The 15,461-nt window shown below is 69.2% G+C and carries 15 protein-coding genes and 1 pseudogene; 9 read left to right on the top strand and 7 right to left on the bottom strand.

Annotated elements, in window-relative coordinates:
* Positions 1-110 precede the first annotated feature (110 nt).
* Entirely contained in the window at positions 111-323 is a 213-nt protein-coding gene (locus tag ACFYXC_RS36360) for a hypothetical protein (RefSeq protein ID WP_389556792.1), read from the bottom strand.
* An 80-nt stretch (positions 324-403) separates the two neighbouring features.
* Positions 404-775, bottom strand: coding sequence for a DUF6233 domain-containing protein (locus tag ACFYXC_RS36355; protein ID WP_389556790.1), 372 nt, complete (start codon positions 773-775; stop codon positions 404-406).
* 237 nt (positions 776-1,012) lie between these two features.
* Here ACFYXC_RS36355 and ACFYXC_RS36350 point away from each other — a divergent pair, with 237 nt between their 5' ends.
* Entirely contained in the window at positions 1,013-2,617 is a 1,605-nt protein-coding gene (locus ACFYXC_RS36350; protein ID WP_389556788.1) for a carboxylesterase/lipase family protein, read from the top strand.
* 1,913 nt (positions 2,618-4,530) lie between these two features.
* Here the strand turns inward: ACFYXC_RS36350 and ACFYXC_RS36345 are convergent.
* Positions 4,531-4,656, bottom strand: a complete 126-nt coding sequence (locus tag ACFYXC_RS36345; protein WP_389556787.1) for a hypothetical protein — start codon at positions 4,654-4,656, stop codon at positions 4,531-4,533.
* Positions 4,657-4,911: 255 nt separating this feature from the next.
* The gene (locus ACFYXC_RS36340; RefSeq protein ID WP_389556785.1) at positions 4,912-5,580 is read right to left on the bottom strand and encodes a DUF3223 domain-containing protein; all 669 of its coding nucleotides are present in this window, start codon (positions 5,578-5,580) and stop codon (positions 4,912-4,914) included.
* A 282-nt stretch (positions 5,581-5,862) separates the two neighbouring features.
* Here ACFYXC_RS36340 and ACFYXC_RS36335 point away from each other — a divergent pair, with 282 nt between their 5' ends.
* Together ACFYXC_RS36335 and ACFYXC_RS36330 are read left to right on the top strand one after the other, a co-directional pair.
* The gene (locus tag ACFYXC_RS36335) at positions 5,863-7,332 is read left to right on the top strand and encodes a replication-relaxation family protein (RefSeq protein WP_389556783.1); all 1,470 of its coding nucleotides are present in this window, start codon (positions 5,863-5,865) and stop codon (positions 7,330-7,332) included.
* A gap of 204 nt (positions 7,333-7,536) precedes the next feature.
* A pseudogene (locus tag ACFYXC_RS36330) lies at positions 7,537-7,750 on the top strand (IS5/IS1182 family transposase); the annotation flags it as partial.
* A gap of 44 nt (positions 7,751-7,794) precedes the next feature.
* On the opposite strand, the gene ACFYXC_RS36325 reads toward ACFYXC_RS36330, so the two are convergent.
* Entirely contained in the window at positions 7,795-8,187 is a 393-nt protein-coding gene (locus ACFYXC_RS36325; RefSeq protein WP_389556781.1) for a hypothetical protein, read from the bottom strand.
* Positions 8,188-8,513: 326 nt separating this feature from the next.
* On the opposite strand from ACFYXC_RS36325, the gene ACFYXC_RS36320 reads away from it, so the two are divergent.
* From ACFYXC_RS36320 to ACFYXC_RS36300, 5 genes are all read left to right on the top strand, one after another.
* Positions 8,514-9,662 carry a magnesium and cobalt transport protein CorA gene (locus tag ACFYXC_RS36320; protein ID WP_389556779.1) on the top strand — a complete coding sequence of 383 codons (1,149 nt, stop codon included), beginning with the start codon at positions 8,514-8,516 and terminating at the stop codon, positions 9,660-9,662.
* A 213-nt stretch (positions 9,663-9,875) separates the two neighbouring features.
* Positions 9,876-10,919, top strand: a complete 1,044-nt coding sequence (locus tag ACFYXC_RS36315) for a magnesium and cobalt transport protein CorA (RefSeq protein WP_389556777.1) — start codon at positions 9,876-9,878, stop codon at positions 10,917-10,919.
* A 401-nt stretch (positions 10,920-11,320) separates the two neighbouring features.
* Positions 11,321-11,506, top strand: coding sequence for a hypothetical protein (locus ACFYXC_RS36310; protein WP_389556776.1), 186 nt, complete (start codon positions 11,321-11,323; stop codon positions 11,504-11,506).
* Positions 11,507-11,521: 15 nt separating this feature from the next.
* Entirely contained in the window at positions 11,522-11,656 is a 135-nt protein-coding gene (locus tag ACFYXC_RS36305) for a hypothetical protein (protein WP_389556774.1), read from the top strand.
* Between the two features lie 80 nt (positions 11,657-11,736).
* Entirely contained in the window at positions 11,737-12,036 is a 300-nt protein-coding gene (locus ACFYXC_RS36300) for a hypothetical protein (RefSeq protein ID WP_389556772.1), read from the top strand.
* Positions 12,037-12,162: 126 nt separating this feature from the next.
* Here ACFYXC_RS36300 and ACFYXC_RS36295 read toward each other — a convergent pair whose 3' ends face one another.
* The gene (locus ACFYXC_RS36295) at positions 12,163-12,372 is read right to left on the bottom strand and encodes a DUF6207 family protein (RefSeq protein ID WP_389556771.1); all 210 of its coding nucleotides are present in this window, start codon (positions 12,370-12,372) and stop codon (positions 12,163-12,165) included.
* A gap of 221 nt (positions 12,373-12,593) precedes the next feature.
* Entirely contained in the window at positions 12,594-12,962 is a 369-nt protein-coding gene (locus ACFYXC_RS36290) for an STAS domain-containing protein (protein WP_389556769.1), read from the bottom strand.
* A 1,298-nt stretch (positions 12,963-14,260) separates the two neighbouring features.
* Here ACFYXC_RS36290 and ACFYXC_RS36285 point away from each other — a divergent pair.
* On the top strand, positions 14,261-14,737 hold the full coding sequence (locus tag ACFYXC_RS36285; protein ID WP_389556768.1) for an ATP-binding protein: 477 nt from the start codon (positions 14,261-14,263) through the stop codon (positions 14,735-14,737).
* The last annotated feature ends 724 nt before the right edge of the window (positions 14,738-15,461 follow it).

Here is a 15,461-nt window from a genome sequence, read left to right as displayed (position 1 = left end):
GCTCCCGCATCTGTCCCTGATCCAGTGGATGCAACCGGCCCAGGAGCAGGCGCCAGTCATTCGTTCGGATCGACTCCGTCAGCGCGCTGTGCTTGCACGAGGGGCACGTCTCAACCTGCCGGATGGCGGGTGTTGGTGAAGCGCACGCCCGTCCCCCAGTTCTCGCGGGCGGCCTCAAGGCACCACTGACACAGGGGCAGTCCGCCGGAGCCGTACTTCAAGGTCGGCCGCTGGCAGCCGGAGCAGGGTCCGGTGTAGCTGCTGGAGGTGGTGAAGGTCGACGGATCGGGTTCGCTGATCGGTGGTGGGGGAGTGCTGGTCATCGCTGGGGTGTCCTGTCCGGGGCGCTGGGTCGGGGTGGGTCACCGCGGTGCGCGAGGCCGTCCAGGAGCAGAGAGGTCCGTCAGCGCGCCGCGGCCGTGGGGGCCGGGCGGCTGGATAACGGGATCTCGAGTGTGGTGTCGGGGGTGCAGTGGCTGCACGCGCGTACGCCGTCGGCGAGAAGCCGGCGGGCTTCGTTGCGGCTGACGGCCTGGCGGCGTTTGCCGAGGGAGTAGCAGTCCCCGGCGTGGACCTCAAGGGGCGGGCGCCCGGCGCCGATGCCGAGTTCCACGACCCACTCCGGCTGCGCCGGCCGGGACCGGCGGGCACGCGCCTGCTCGGCTTCACGCCGCTGCACGGCGGCGATCTGGGCGTCGATGCGCTGCAGCCACATGGCGTGCCAGGTCCTCAGGGTGGTCAGTCGTGCCAGATCGGGAGGTAGGTCCTCGAACATAGCCGGGCTCTCCCCTCCGGTGCGTGCTGCGGGCCCGCTCCCCACGAGATCGAATACTAGTTCGACAGCGGGCGAGGGTGAAACCCGTGCCCTTCCGCCGGGTGATGTGACTGGTCGAGATAGTTGTCACCTGGTCGTGGTAACTGTCATCGGTGCCTCCGAGGGCCTGTCGATTCCTTGCCGGCGGATCCAAACTCACTCGCGTGGCAGCCTGTTGACGGGTGAGACTGGTGCGCGATGAATGAGCAATCGGGTGCTGAGGTGGTCTTTTGGACAGCGAGGGGCCGTGTGCAGGGCAGAGGGCCCGCTAACGGCGTCACTGCGGTGCTCGGCATCCCGTACGCAGCCGCGCCGTTCGGCGCCCGTCGATTCAGGGAGCCGCAGTCGGCGCCGGCCTGGGGCGGGATTCGGGACTGCACGGCCTTCGGACCCATCTCGCCGCAGTCCGCTGAGCTGCCCGGGGCGCCCGTGTGGCGCCCCGGGGATGAAGATGTTCTCACCGTCAATGTGTGGCTGCCGGAGCACACGCATGACGGCGCGCTGCCGGTGTTCTTCTGGATCCACGGCGGCGCCTACACCTTCGGCTCCTCGGCTCAGCCCGACTTCGACGGCGCGGCTCTGGCCCGCGGCGGGCTGGTAGTGGTCAGCTGCAACTACCGGGTGGGCTTCGAGGGCTTCGGCCACGTGCCCGGCTTCTCCGACAACCGCGGTCTTCTGGACCAGGGCTCCGCCCTGCGCTGGGTTCAGGAGAACATCGCGGCCTTTGGCGGCGACCCAGGTAACGTCACCGTCGCCGGGCACTCCTCCGGGGCAGGCTCGGTCGCCTGCCTGATGGCGATGCAGCAGAGCAAGGGACTGTTCCGGCGGGCCATTGCCCACAGCGTGCCCAATGCCTTCTACACGGTCGAACTCGCCGCGGCGGTCGCCGGTCGCATCGCCGCGGAGATCGGCGTCGCACCGACGGCGGAGGGGCTGCTGTCCGTACCGCCCCAGGCTCTGGTGGCCGCCTCCGACAAGGTCGCCGCCCAGTGCAGGGCCGCCCCTGTAGCGACGATCCATGCCTATGACCCGGTGATCTTTCAACCCGTCGTCGACGGCGAGGTCCTGCCCGCGGACCCGCTCCGCCTGATCGCCTCCGGGGCGGCACGGGACGTGGACCTACTCGCATGCCACACGTTGGAGGAATGCTGGTTCCTCCACGCGGTCGGAGCCGTCCGGGAAGTCACCAACGAGGCAGAACTGGAAGAATTCGCCGAAGCCCTGCGCCTGCCGGCCAACTTGGTCAACGACTACCGGACGTCCATGCCCGACGCACCGGTGCTCGACCGCTACCTCTCGATGTTCGGCGACGCGAAGTTCGGCGAGTACACCACCCGCCTCGCCGAGCACCACGCGAAGGCTGGCGGCCGGTCCTACCTGGCCCGCTTCGCCCGCAGGCGCGCAGACGCCCGGCCCTGGCACAACGCGGACATCCCCTTCGCGTTCGGCAACCTGGACGCTCTCGGCGCCGAATTCCTCACCGGCGGCCCGCCCGATGAGCTCGACCACGCCCTCTCCCAGCGCATGCTCTGCTCCTGGGCCGACTTCGCCGCCACCGGCGACCCGGGCTGGCCGGCCGTCACCGCCACAACCACGCCGGTCAAGTCTTGGGCGCTCCCCCACGACCACCTGGCCGATGACGACACGTCCCCCTTCCGCACCCAGTGGCGGAACGTCAGGTTCGACCTGTTGCACCCGCGGGCGAGCGGCAACCGGGCATCGGATAGGCAAGGGGGTACCCGAGCCCAGCCAGCGGACACAAAATCCCGGCCGGTGACAGCAAGCATGGAAAACACGAGGTAGTAACAACAAGAACGGCCAAGCGGTGACAACTACCCCGCTCAGAATTGGGATGACGTCCAGGTCGCACGTCCAAGCTGGTGACAACTATCCCGACCGGTCACAGGTGAACGTGTCCAGCTGCAGGAGGGCTTCCCCCTCTCCGCACGGCCGCCGCGGTCTCCGCTTCATGGTCAGAACGGTGATGGGGACCCTGTCAGTCTTGGGCTGGTACTTCTCCGGAGGGTCTCTCACAGAAGTAGTCGCCGCGTCTGCCCCCCCTTGACCAGGCGTGTGACGTGGGATTTTTCCGGCTCCGGGTCAGTTGCTGAGGCAAGTTGTAGAGCAAGTTGAAAGGCAAGTTGTAGAGCAAGTTGTAGGGCAACTTGAAAGGCAAGTTGTAGGGCAAGCTGCGGGGCACGGTGCGCCGGAACGGCTTGCCGAGCGTGCAGCCGGCCACCTGCGCAGCGCCCGGTCTGCTCTGTGCAGGCGGCTCTCGTCCTGTGCGCACAGACTGCGCAGCCTGCGCACCGTGCACGGGATTGCGCAGTCGCTCCTTGCGCACAGGGGCCCGGGCCGGATCCGCCCCGCCCGGACAGGCAGGGCTGTGACCTGCGATGGGGAGAGCAGCGGTAAGGGCCGGCGGGGGACCGGTAAGGCCGGTGGTAAGGGTTCACCGCGGCGGTGACTGTGCAGCGCGGCCGTGCATGCGCAGGGCGGGTGCGTAGTGCGCAGGAGGCTGCACATTCGGCTGCGCAACCGTGTTGCCTGGGTGGTGAAAGCAGCGACCCCCGGAGGGGCGTCATCACCGGGGGTCGCTTCGCATTCCACGCGGGGGACGGGAAACACGCTTCGTCGACTTCAACGACGTCGCGTGCGCCCCGGTCACGGTCTGCTCGTAGAGACTGCGCTCCTCGTTCGCTGACCCCGGCCATGGGCGTGACCTGCTGTGGTCATGGTCATGGTCGGGGTCGGCTGCGACTGGTGGGGGCCTACCGCTCTGCCTGGTGGGCCCCCACCGGGCAGAGCATGGAGCGTGTGTTGGGCTCAGGTCTTCCAGGGGTGGAGCCAGCTGATCTTCACCACTGACAGGGCCCCGCTGGTCGCAGCATCCGGCGCCCGATGTGGCGCGGAACGCGGCGCATGATCTGACGTGCACCCCTCACCACGCAGTATCGCGTTTATGCAGGTCACCGCGCCGGTAAGGGCGTGGTCGGAGTGCTGACATCCCCCTTGGATCTCCCCTCGTCCGCCTCTCCTGAGTGAAAGGGGAGGGAGCGGCGGGCCTCGGGAACAGCCGCGGGGAGCGAGCCCGCCGGGCTTTTCGTGCGTGTCGAGGGTCCGCGCACGACCGCTGACAGGCTGCGCTGTCAGCGGTGACCACGGTTGCGTACAGGGTTGCACTGGAGGTTGCGGCAAGGGTTGCGCTGGAGGTTGCGCACCCCTTCTGGATCGTGCGGCGTTTACGCAGGTGACAACGCCTGTTGTCGCGTGGTCGGGGTGCGGACATCCCCCTCAGAGCACCCCGCGCCCGCCTCACCTGGAAAAAGGGTGGGTGGGAAGCGGGCGGGCGCGGCGAGCACGTCGGGGGATCGGGTGCCGGGCCGGCCTTCTCGCGCGTCGGCAGGGCCGCGCGAGCGGGACGTCACCGCCCCGGAGCTCCGGGCCACGGGGAGGACATGAGGGAAAGCAGGAGGGAGGCCAGCAGGTAGGACATCGAATAGGCCATGAGGTAGGGCGCCCGCTATCGGCCCTGCTCGTTCCCGCAGGTCACCGCACCCCGACCGGCCCTGATTCAAGCCGGACAACCCCCTCGGCACACCCCCACACCCCGCCGGCCCGGAAGAAGAGAAAGGGACGGGCGAGCGAGTGTGTGGGCGGGCCTCGGGGGTCGGAGGCCGGAGATGGTAAGCAGCGCTGCTGCCGGCTGACGGATGTCACCGCTCGGGCAGCTTGCGGCGAAGGTCGTTCATCGCCTTCTTCACGTCCGCTACCCCTTCGGAGGCGGCACGCACCGGGCCCCGGTGCACGGTGGCGGAGGGGAGATCTCTCCCTCCCGGCACGCTGCCCACCGTCACCGTCCGTAGGGGCGGTGCGCGGTGGGGACGATGCCGTGCGCGGCGCGTTCCACCGGGTGGAAGCGCACGACATCGTCCGCACCGAGTGGAGAGTGGAGGCCACCGCGAAGCGCACCAGGCGCGGATGGAATCCACCCGGTGTGCTCCACCGGGTGGGGAAGTGCGTTCCATCGCGCGCAACTCAACGCACCATGCGCGCCGGTCCGCACCCGCGCGCCGCCGGCCCAGACATCCGGTGCGCTACACGCGCGGGCGGCGCAGGTTCTCCTTGGCCGACAGCAGACCGAGGACGGCGTGCTCCTGGTGGTGGGCGTGCCAGCGCTCCGCCAGGGCCCGATCGGTGAACAGGGCCAGACCCCGCGCCGTCTCTGCGGTCAGGTCGACGGCATCGAAGCCGTCGGCGGCCTGGACGAACTCCAGCGCGATGTCGTGGAACCGCGGGCCCTGGAAGTAGGAGACGTGTATGTCGGCGGGGGCCAGAGGCTGGCCGCTCTCGTCGGACACGAGCGTGTTCGACGCCTTGCGGGACTCGTAGTAGGTGTTGACCTGCGGCTGGATCTCGGTGCGCATCGCTGCCAGCACGCGCTGTCGGTGCGTGGGTGCGTCCAGGCACTTCTGGTATGAGAAGGCGACCTTGCTGCCGTCGACCAGGACCGCTTCCGGGCCTTTGTGGTGACCGCGCGGGGTGGGGATGATCCGGAAGCGGTCTACCCCCGGGCCGACCTTCTCCGCCGCGTCGGGGTGCATGTCGAGCAGGTCCCGCAGGAGCAGGTCGTCGTCCTCCTGGTCGACGTCCTTCCCGAGGCCGTAGCGGGCCAGGACCGCTTGTACGGCCTCCTGCCGGGCCTTCTTCGTCGCGTAGCGGCGCGGGCCGATCCAGACCTCGGGCAACTTCAGCTCCTCTGCCAAGCGGGTGACGGGAGCGCTCACGCTAGAGCACATCTCCCGGTCCGGACGGAGCTTCGTCCTTGCTGTCAGCCCGCCGGGGGACAGGGAGACGGTTGTGACTCCAGTCACGGACAAAAAAGGACTGCAAGGGGTGGTCAAGGAGGAATCGGGCGTCCGGCGTCGGTGACCGTCAGACCGCGGACAAGGGGGTCCTTCCGACGGTGGCTCCGGCCCGCGCGCACCCTCGCGTGCGGGCCGGACGCTCACCGACCCGGCCCGCAGGCCGGAGAAACCGAGGACACCGTGCCCACCGACCTCACCCCCGGCCCCGTCTCCGAGCCGCACGAGCCGGCCGACCGCGGGCCTGCCGACGACGTCGACCAGATCCCGCCGACCCCCTCCACGGGCCCCTCCATCACCCCCTCCACGGCCGCCGGACGCGTCGGTGCAGGTCAGCCCCAGAAACCGGGGGTCCCCGACACGTTCGACAACCCTTCCAAGTCTTTGAAGCAGACATGGAAGCCGACCCACACCAGGAAGAAGGAAGTGCTGAAGGCTCTGGGCATCTTCCAGAGGGCTACCGCTGACCACCTGTGGCGGATGCTGCGTCCCGGGGACCGGCACGACCGGTGCACGAGGGACACCCTCAACGCCCTCAAGGGCGAGGGGAAGGTCCGGGTGGAGACACGACTGGAGTCGGGCCACCAGCTGTGGGTGCTGACCGAGCGAGGACACAAGGAAGCCAAGCAGCTGCTCCCGAAGAGCGCGCGGATGTCCGTGCTGCGCAAGCTCCAGTACGACGACGACGGAGAGCCGGTCGACGGCGACGGCTACGACGAACACGCGGCCGCCGTGACGATGACCGCCTCGGTCCTCACCGGGGCCGGGTTCGGCACCCCGCTGTCCTGGCAGACCGAGATCGCCCACCGCCTGCCGTACGGATACACCCAGTACGCCGACCTGACGATGCGCGCCCCCGACGCCGGGGTGCCCGCGATGCTCCTGGAGGTCGACCGCGTCACCGAGCCCGTCGACGACCTCGTGGACAAGCTGCGCCGCTACCACGACTGGTTCGGGCTCCCGGTGGCGAAGGACCGTAGGCCGGCCCGGGGAGCGGCGGTGCACGTCCCCCGGCTGTGGTCGCGCCTCTATCCGGCGACCGGCCGCGAGGGCTACGTCCCGGTCGCGTTCGTCTTCACCGGCAAGACGGCCGCGCAGCGCGAAAGCCGCATCCGACGCATGGAGCACGCCGCCCGCCGCTACTTCGCCGGCACCCCCTACCCGGGCAGCGAGGCAGGGATCACGGCCGTCGACTACCACCAGGCGGTGCCCGTGGTCGTCACCGAGCTGGAGCGCATCACCACCGACCCGGCCGGGGCCGCGGGGAAGGTGTGGCGCAGGCTCGGACGGCAGGAGTGGCAGACCTTGAACGAGGCGCTGGACAACCCCGACGGCGACCAGTTGCACGCCGTGCAGTCGAAGGAGGCCCACCGCCGGCGAAAGGAGCGTGAAGCAGCGGCGAAGGAGGCACGCCGCCCGGTGTGCGCCCGGTGTGGGGCGAAGTTCACCAACGAGTGCTGGGCGTCCCTGCTGAGTCGGGGAAGGCTCGGGGCCGACCGTACCGACAAGCTGTGCGGGCCGTGCCTGGACGAGCACTTCGCCCAGCTCGAAGCCGAGCGTGTCGCGCGGCGGCAGGCGCAGGAGGACGCCGCGCGGGAGGCGGCCGAAGCGGACGCGAAGAAGGGCCGCGGCCTGTTCGGGCGTCGCCGGTAGCGCGGCACGGCGTGGGATCCGGCCTGACCCACGCCGTGCCGCGCTACCGGCCGATTGCCGCGACGCTAACGAGGTCGGTGCTCTACGTTCCCGCCCGCTCGGTCCCGCGACCGCGTCTCCACCCGGGAGACCGGCACGGCCGGGCGGAAGGGGATCGTCACCATGCCCTTCATCGAGCCCGGCCTGTACGTCTGCGACGGCTTCGCACCGTGGGAGACGGTCTACGGACTACTTCGCCACCTGGCAGAAGGAGAGTGTCTTCGACCGGCTTAACGGCCTGCTGAGCCGCCTGGTGCGTGAAGCCGAAGGCCGGGATGCTGAGTCGACCGCCTGCGTGCTGGGCGCTCAGAGCGTCAAGACCTCCGCCAACGTGCCGGCGGCCGACCAGGGCATCGACGCAGGCAAGGAAATCGACGGATAGACAGCCCGGTCGGCGGTCCGGCTGCCGGTACCGGCCGGTTGTCAGCTGTGCTGGAGAGCGGCGAGGAAGTCGTGGATATGGGCGAAGGCCGTTTCGGCATCGGTGATTTCGCCGGGGGTGGGTGTGATGGTGGCGTGGTCGGCGGTGCCGTCGGGCTGCCATTGCAGGACGGGGGCGAGGGCTGCGGCGCACTGGCCCAGGAACCAGCCCATCGGGGTGCGGGAGGTTGCGGTGGCGACGGCGAGAGCGGCGAGCACCTCGCGCAGGTGATCGAGTCTGTCGCCCGCTGAGTGGGCTGATTCGGTCGGCCAGGGCAGGGAGGTCAGCAACTCGGCGGCCATGGCGGTGTCGGTGTCGGTGACGTTCCAGACGCCCGTTTCGCGCCAGGTCCGGGCCTGGGTGATCGCCGCGTCTGCCGCTGCCTGCATGTTCATGCGTACAGGTTATGTAGGGGTCTGCTCAGGGTGGCAGGGCCCTCGCAGGACGCGGTATGCGCTGCTGGACGGCGTACAGATTACGTATGGACTTCCCCGGTCCGATCTTGCCTGCCGGGAGCGGGGTATAACCTGCTCAGCGGTCGTGTCCGTATTGCGTCGAAAGGTGGTGGGGTTCGCGATGAGCGCTGAACCTCCCAGTCGCATGCCGCACGGCGCCGTCCGCTCCGGGACCTGAAGCAGGAGACCTGGGGGTGGCGCCAGCGGCATGCCGCCCGTCCGTCACTCCTGATCTCCCTGCCCTCTGCGGAAAGGGTCCCTTTCCCATGTCTGAGCGTCGTCGGCGCGCCCTGCGCGCACTCACCCCCTCCAAGACCGCCAAGCGCTCCGCCCCCGGCCCTGACGCCGGTGAGCACTGTGCGCCTCAGCCGCAGGCCGGGCCCAGGGGGCGCGAGGGCAGTGTCATCAAAGCCGCGCTGTACGAGGACGGCCGGCGTGCCAGCACCCACGACTCGCTGACGCAGACGTTCCGGCAGCTGCGCGAGCGGCCCGGTGGTCTGGCGTGGATCGGTCTGTACCGGCCCGACCCGGCGGAACTGCACTCCCTGGCCGGGGAGTTCGATCTGCACCCGCTGGCGGTCGAGGACGCGCTGGAGGCCCACCAGCGGCCCAAACTGGAACGCTACGGCGACACCCTGTTCGTCGTACTGCGTGCGGCCCGCTACATGGACGCCGCCGAGGAAGTCGACTTCGGCGAACTGCACCTGTTCGTCGGCCCGGACTTCGTCATCACCGTCCGCCACGGCGCCGCCCCCGACCTGGCCGCGGTCCGCACCCGCATGGAGAACAGCCCCGACCTATTGCGCCTGGGCCCCGAGGCGGTCCTCTACGCGATCCTGGACGCGGTCGTCGACGGCTACGCCCCCGTCGTCGCCGGCCTGCAGAACGACATCGACGAGATCGAGACCGAGGTCTTCGGCAACGCCCCGGGCGTCTCCCGCCGCATCTACGAGCTCTCCCGGGAGGTGGTGGAGTTCCAGCGCGCCACCCGCCCGCTGGCCGCCATCGTCGGCGGGCTGACGGCCGGCTTCGAGAAGTACAACATCGACGAGGAACTGCGCCGCTACCTGCGCGACGTCGCCGACCACGCCACGCACGTCACCGAACGCGTCGAGAGCTTCAAGCAGGCATTGCAGGACATCCTCACCGTCAACGCCACGCTGGTCACCCAGCAGCAGAACGCCGAGATGCAGGCCCTGGCACAGGCCAGCCACGCGCAGAACGGGGAGATCAAGAAAATCTCCTCCTGGGCGGCGATCCTGTTCGCCCCGACGCTGGTCGGCACCATCTACGGCATGAACTTCGACCACATGCCCGAACTCGGCTGGATGTGGGGCTACCCCTTCGCCCTGCTGCTCATGGGCATCGTGTGCGCCAGCCTGTATGTCGTCTTCAAACGCCGCAACTGGCTCTGACCTCGGGCACCACGCCGGCCAACGAAAGGAAAAAGAGCACCGATGAAACCGACGCTGCGAACACTGTGCACCGCGGCCCTGGTGGCCTGGATCGTCTTCATCACCGTAACGATCCACCTCAGCGAATAGCGCCCCGGGGCAGGCCCGCCAGGCAGCGGCCCCTCAGCAACCCCTGACGGGCACCACCAGTCGATTACACGGGAGGACCAGGCGATGACGGGACAGGACAACGGCACGGCGCACAGCGCCGCGAACCTGCCGGAGGCAGTCGTCGATTGCGCCGTGTACGAGAACGGCGCACGCATCCCCGGCCAGATCGCCCTGCCTACGATCCTGGACCGGATAGACCCCGATGCCGGCCGCTTCGCGTGGATCGGCCTGTACGAACCGACCGCCGCACAGCTCCAGCAGGTCGCCGACGCCTTCGACCTGCACCCCCTCGCCGTCGAGGACGCCGTCCACGCCCACCAGCGGCCCAAACTCGAACGCTACGGCGACACCCTCTTCCTGGTACTCAAGACCATCGTCTACGTCGACCACGAGCAGGTCACCGCCAGCAGCGAGATCGTCGACACCGGAGAGATCATGGTCTTCGCCGGCCCCGGCTTCGCCATCACCGTCCGCCACGGCAGCGCCCCGCCCCTGGAAGAGGTGCGCCGCCGCCTGGAGGCCGACGCCCACCAGCTCGGTCACGGACCCGCCGCGGTCCTGCACGCCGTCGCCGACATGGTCGTCGACCGCTACCTGGAAGTCGCCGACGCCTTCGCCGGCGACATCGACACCCTGGAAGCCGAAGTGTTCTCCCCCGACCACCCGGTCGACGCCGCCCGCATCTACCAGCTCAAGCGGGAACTGCTGGAATTCAAACGCGCCGTCAAACCGCTCACCCCCGCCCTGCAACGCCTCAGCGAAGGCTCCCTTCCCCACGTGCCTGCGAAGGTGGCGGCCTACTTCCGCGACGTCGCCGACCACCACCAGCGCGCCAACGAACAGATCACCGCCTTCGACGAACTCGTCTCCGGCATCCTCACCGCCAGCATCAGCCAGCTCGGCGTCCAGCAGAACGCCGACATGCGCCGCGTCAGCGCCTTCGCCGCCCTCATCGCGGTGCCCACCATGGCCGTCGGCGTCTACGGCATGAACTTCGACCACATGCCCGAACTCACCTGGCGCTACGGCTACCCCGCCGTCCTCACCGTCATCGTCACCGTCTGCGCACTCATCTACCGCGCCCTACGTCGCAACAAATGGCTCTGACCAGCCTCCTCGAAGGGAGGCCCACACCAGGACGAAAACCCAGGCCTTGACCGCGAGGTCTTGGACACCGGAGAGATGTCAATCTTGACGGCCCGGAAGAACGGAGTCAGTTCGCGCCCGTCCTCCTTGCCTTTGACAGGGACTTTTGGCCGTGTGTCAGGAGACCTTGACCGTCGTTCCGCCCCGGCACGTGGGAGTGCGGCCCCTTGTCGGCAGCCGACGCGCCGACTGGGCGCGGGACCGGGAGCCTGCCGAGCCGGTTCGCCGATGCACCCTGCCCCTCATTTCACCCGAACAACCCACAACAGTCCCTCCTTCGTGGGAACCAGCGCATACAGGAGTAAGCGGCGGTGAAGAACCCCTCTCGTGGAGGACCGTCTTCCACCGACAAGGAGGTTCTTATGCGCCGTGCACTGACCGCACTCGCCACCGTCATTGCCCTCACTGCCCCGATCGGCGTCGGCCTGGCCACTACCGCCTCGGCCACCGTCTCCATCATCGGCGATGACCAGTGCGAACGTGGCGGAGGAAAAGAACGTGGCGACCGGTGTGTGGGCGGCAGGTACGACGGCGAGCGCATCGACTGACGTCCCGTATCGCGCGTGAACTACCGGATGACCGTGGCGACGACGACCCTGCACCAGCTCACCCAACGCGGGGCCGACCGGCCGGTGTGGCGGGTCGTCGGCCATAGCGAGGGCCGGCGGACGCTGACCGCGCTGCCCAAGCCGCGGTGAGCACAGCAGGCCCGGTCTCCACCCAGGCCGGGCCCGCTGGGTCTGTCCCGGCTGTCGGTGGCGGCTGGGAGGCTGGTCGGATGAACGATGGTGACGAGCAGATGCTGCGCGGCCGGGTGTACGGCCACGACCACGACGACCCCAACCCCGGCCCGCTGCCCCACCAGACGTACGCCGCGCTGGTCGGCGGCCCGCTGGACGGCCTGCTGCTCGACATCACCGGCTGGCGGCCGGAAGAGATAGACGACGGCGTCGCCCTGATGACCGAGCTGGGGCGGTGGCCCGGCGGCCGCGCGCTGTACGACCCGCTCACCGGCGAGCCCCGCACGCCCGGCCCGGGAGTGAGCTGCCGCTTCTACTACTGCGGCGACACGCCCTGACCCACAGTCCGCCAGCACCGCTGCCTGCGATTCGCCCGCGGTCGGCTGGTTGACCGACCACGGCGCAGACCACGCTGCCGTCCACCCCGACCACGACTGGTCAGCCGAGCATGGCCGGCCGCAGCGCTACGAATCGGGTTGCTGGCGTAGGTCGATGAAGCAGCGCAGTCGTACGCCGGGCTCGCCGGGTTCTCTCGTGGTCCGGTCGGCGGGGGCGATGGCGTGGTGTGTGGCGAGGAGGTTCTGGATGGCGAAGGCGGTGGCGTCGTCGGCGGCCGCGATGTCTACCACGGCCAGGCCGGGCAGGGCGATGTGTGCGTCATGGATGGGTCTCATGCCTGGCACGACGTGCCGGCGTCCGTGGAGGTTCGGGTGCCGGGACGGTTTCACCCGACTGGGTTCGGCTGCCGGAGCCCGCAACCTGTCGGTGCTCGCGGCCTGGAACAGGCGACGGGCACCGGCAAGCCGGGAAATACCGTTACGGCGCCAGCTCGTAGTTGACCGTCTTCTGTCCGCAGCCGGCGCCGAGTGCGATGACTGGGTGGGGTGCCGGGAGGTCAGCTGTTGAGGGCTTGGGTGAGGGTGGGGTGGCAGTCGATGAGCTGGTCGAGGCCGACGATGGCCAGAACGCGCTGGACGGCTTCCTGTGCGCCGGCGATGCGCAGCCATCCCCCGGTGCCGCTCGCGGCTTGATGTGCGGTGATGAGGGTGTTGATGCCGGTGGAGTCCATGAAGGTCACGCCGCTGAGGTCCGCCACGACCCGCCAGGGCGCCGCACCATCGCCGGCGGGGAGCAGGGCCTTCAGGCACGCGTCCTTGACACGCTGGTCGATCTCGCCGCGCAGGGTGACGACCTGGACGCCGTCAACGGTGGTGTGGGTGACCGACAGATGGCGCAAGGGGTCTGGTTCCTGGGTGTCTGTCAACGTGTCCCGTTTCCTCGGCTGCGCCCGCTGAGAGAGGGCTTGGTGCGATTGGCGCTGAAAGCCTGCCCCTGTATGGCGGCGAGCAGCACTTCGGTCTGTGAGCCCGTACCTGCCGGGGACAGGCGGGCAAGAGTGCAGGCTACGCGGACAAGGGCGAGCGGGGGAGCAGGAGGTGGTCTCGGTGGGATCCGTCCTGAGGGCGTGGGTGAGGACCAGGTGATGAGTTGGTGCTCACGCGGACATCTGGGACGGCGTGGCTGTGGTCGGTGACGGTTTGCCGTGGTGGGGCCGTATCCGGATCAGTCCGGGCGTCCGGGTGGCATCTGGGTGCGCATGCGAGGTCTTGCGGGGGAGGGATTTTTCATCGGGGCCGGCGGGTGTGAGGAAGACACGAAGGGATGACCGGTCCGGGGTGCCGGTGTGAGGTCCGGCGGCCGGGGGCAGTCTGGTGACCGGGCCGGCGGCGACTCCCGAAAGCGCGTCCGGCCTGCCTCCCCGGCTGGGACCGCAGGGGGAGGGTGCAGGGGTCTCGTGCCTGTCACCGATCGGGTACGAGGCCCCTGCGGTCTGCGCACACGGCGGTGGGCGGTCCGTGCCGGCTCCGTCAGGCACGGACCTGCGCTGAATGTACCCCGCCCTGGGCACCGTGATGACTTGCCGTGATCGGGTCTGCAGTGATCAGGGCCGTGTGCGGCTGTGACAGCAGCGAGCCCTGCGGATCCTGGACGGACCCGCAGGGCTCACTCGCGCAGGTCCCGGGGGCGGGGGTGAAAACACGGAGCGTCGTATGCAACGACGGTTCCACCGCGCGGTCACGGTGGTCGGTGGGCGTCGCGTTCCCAGCCGGCGGGAAGCGGTCGCAGAGCGGGGGAACAACCCCTGACCGTCGCGGGGATACGGGACGGTCAAGGGGCTGACGCGCATGGCGCGTATCTGCAGCGTGCCAGATGGTCCGCGCTTGCTGTAGTGCCGGACCAGGGGCGCGATGGCGCATTTCGCAGGGGTGCGGCCCCGCCCGTATCCCCCCGGGCGGTGCGTTTGGCGATGTGGCAGACCTCGGCGAGGCCGCGGAGCCGGGTGGCGCAATGGCGTACGACGGCGAACACCCCGCGGGCGTGGCGGGCCGGGAAGTGCCACTGCCCGGTTCGCTCGTTCACCTTTGCCCTTTCCTCCTCTGCCCGTGCGAAGAACCCGCACCAAGGTTCCGGAAACCGGTCTCTTTGGTGTGAGGATGCTGCAGGGTTTGTGGGGTAACTGCACTGGGCAGTGCTCGACGCTTCGGAAGTGAGGCGGTTCCCGTGGATGCTGCTGCCCGAAACGAGGGCCAGGAGCCCCTTGCCGACGCCCCGGTCACGGCGTCTGCCGCGTTCGAGGACAGCGCGGGCATCGCCGAGGCCCGCGGTCTCGCCCGCGACTTCCTCACCGCGGTGCAGGCCCAGCACGGTCTGCCGGTCTCGGCGCGGGCGATGGACACGGTGCAGCTGGTCGTGAGTGAACTGGTCACCAACGCCGCCAAATACGCCCCCGGCCCGTGCCTGCTGGACCTTCAGATCGGCGAGGGCGCTGTCCAGATCAGCGTATGGGACAGCAGCCCCACACAGCCGTCCATCCAGGCGGCCGACCCGCAACGCATCGGTCAGCATGGCCTGGAGATCGTGATGGCGGTGTCCCAGACCTTCTGCGTTCACCAGGAACCGGTGGGCAAGCGGATCACTGCGTCCGTCATGCTCGCCGACGATCCCGGCGGGGATCCTGCCGGCCGTCGGGCCATGTGAGGCCGGGCTGCGAAGTCCAAGGCCCGTGGGCTCCTGGCCGGGCAGGACAAGCGGTGTGTCGTGAGCCCCGGCGGTTCCAAAGCGTGCGGTGCCATTCGCCCCGGCGCTCGAGCAGCCCGCCCGGTCTTCCTCCGGCCGGACCGCTCCTGATCACGCGTGGGGTGCAAACCGGCGGGTCGCACGTCATGCGAGTGGCCAGTGGGGAAGTGTGAGTCCACCTTTCAAGACAGGGGAAGGTGGTGGGAGCCCTGCGAAGGGCTCCCACCGTGGTCTTGGTGGTCGTCCTTGACGCGGCAGCACCCACGGAAATGCCCCGTGACGATGGAAGTACGACGGCCCTGCCCCCCAATACCCCGCAGCCGCCGTCTGTGCCCCCGGCACGCAGTAAACAGGCACGTAGTCCGAGCATGCCAGCGGGCTGTTCATCATCCAGGCTGCTAGTTCAACGACCCGGCGCCGGAGCAGCAGGGCGAACCGGGAGGCTGTTTGCGTGGCCTGGCCGCCCACGAACGGGTCCCCGCCGGTCCCCAACGGGGCGGGAAGCGGCCGCAACAAGGGATGCACTGTCAGCCTGAGCAGTGGTTTTTCAGCCGATTTCCGGAAAGCACGCCCATCTGATCAGTTCTCTACACAACGATGTCGTGGTGAAAACGCCACTGACTCCCCTGACACGCCGCGCACTTGGCACCGGCGCCGTCATCAGCGCTCTGGCCATCACCGGCTG

The organism is Streptomyces sp. NPDC002701, assembly GCF_042889045.1.
Classification (GTDB): Bacteria; Actinomycetota; Actinomycetes; order Streptomycetales; family Streptomycetaceae; genus Streptomyces.
The sequence above is the reverse complement of the archived record's forward strand: the minus strand, read 5'-3'. Positions and strand labels throughout refer to the sequence as shown.

Bases quoted from the DNA above. Each gene is read 5' to 3' on its own strand.
- ACFYXC_RS36310 (WP_389556776.1), top strand. From the start codon at position 11,321: ATGCGCCGTGCACTGACCGCACTCGCCACCGTCATTGCCCTCACTGCC.
- ACFYXC_RS36360 (WP_389556792.1), bottom strand. From the start codon at position 323: ATGACCAGCACTCCCCCACCACCGATCAGCGAACCCGATCCGTCGACC.
- ACFYXC_RS36315 (WP_389556777.1), top strand. From the start codon at position 9,876: ATGACGGGACAGGACAACGGCACGGCGCACAGCGCCGCGAACCTGCCG.
- ACFYXC_RS36320 (WP_389556779.1), top strand. From the start codon at position 8,514: ATGTCTGAGCGTCGTCGGCGCGCCCTGCGCGCACTCACCCCCTCCAAG.
- ACFYXC_RS36300 (WP_389556772.1), top strand. From the start codon at position 11,737: ATGAACGATGGTGACGAGCAGATGCTGCGCGGCCGGGTGTACGGCCAC.
- ACFYXC_RS36355 (WP_389556790.1), bottom strand. From the start codon at position 775: ATGTTCGAGGACCTACCTCCCGATCTGGCACGACTGACCACCCTGAGG.
- ACFYXC_RS36350 (WP_389556788.1), top strand. From the start codon at position 1,013: ATGAATGAGCAATCGGGTGCTGAGGTGGTCTTTTGGACAGCGAGGGGC.
- ACFYXC_RS36295 (WP_389556771.1), bottom strand. From the start codon at position 12,372: ATGAGACCCATCCATGACGCACACATCGCCCTGCCCGGCCTGGCCGTG.
- ACFYXC_RS36325 (WP_389556781.1), bottom strand. From the start codon at position 8,187: ATGAACATGCAGGCAGCGGCAGACGCGGCGATCACCCAGGCCCGGACC.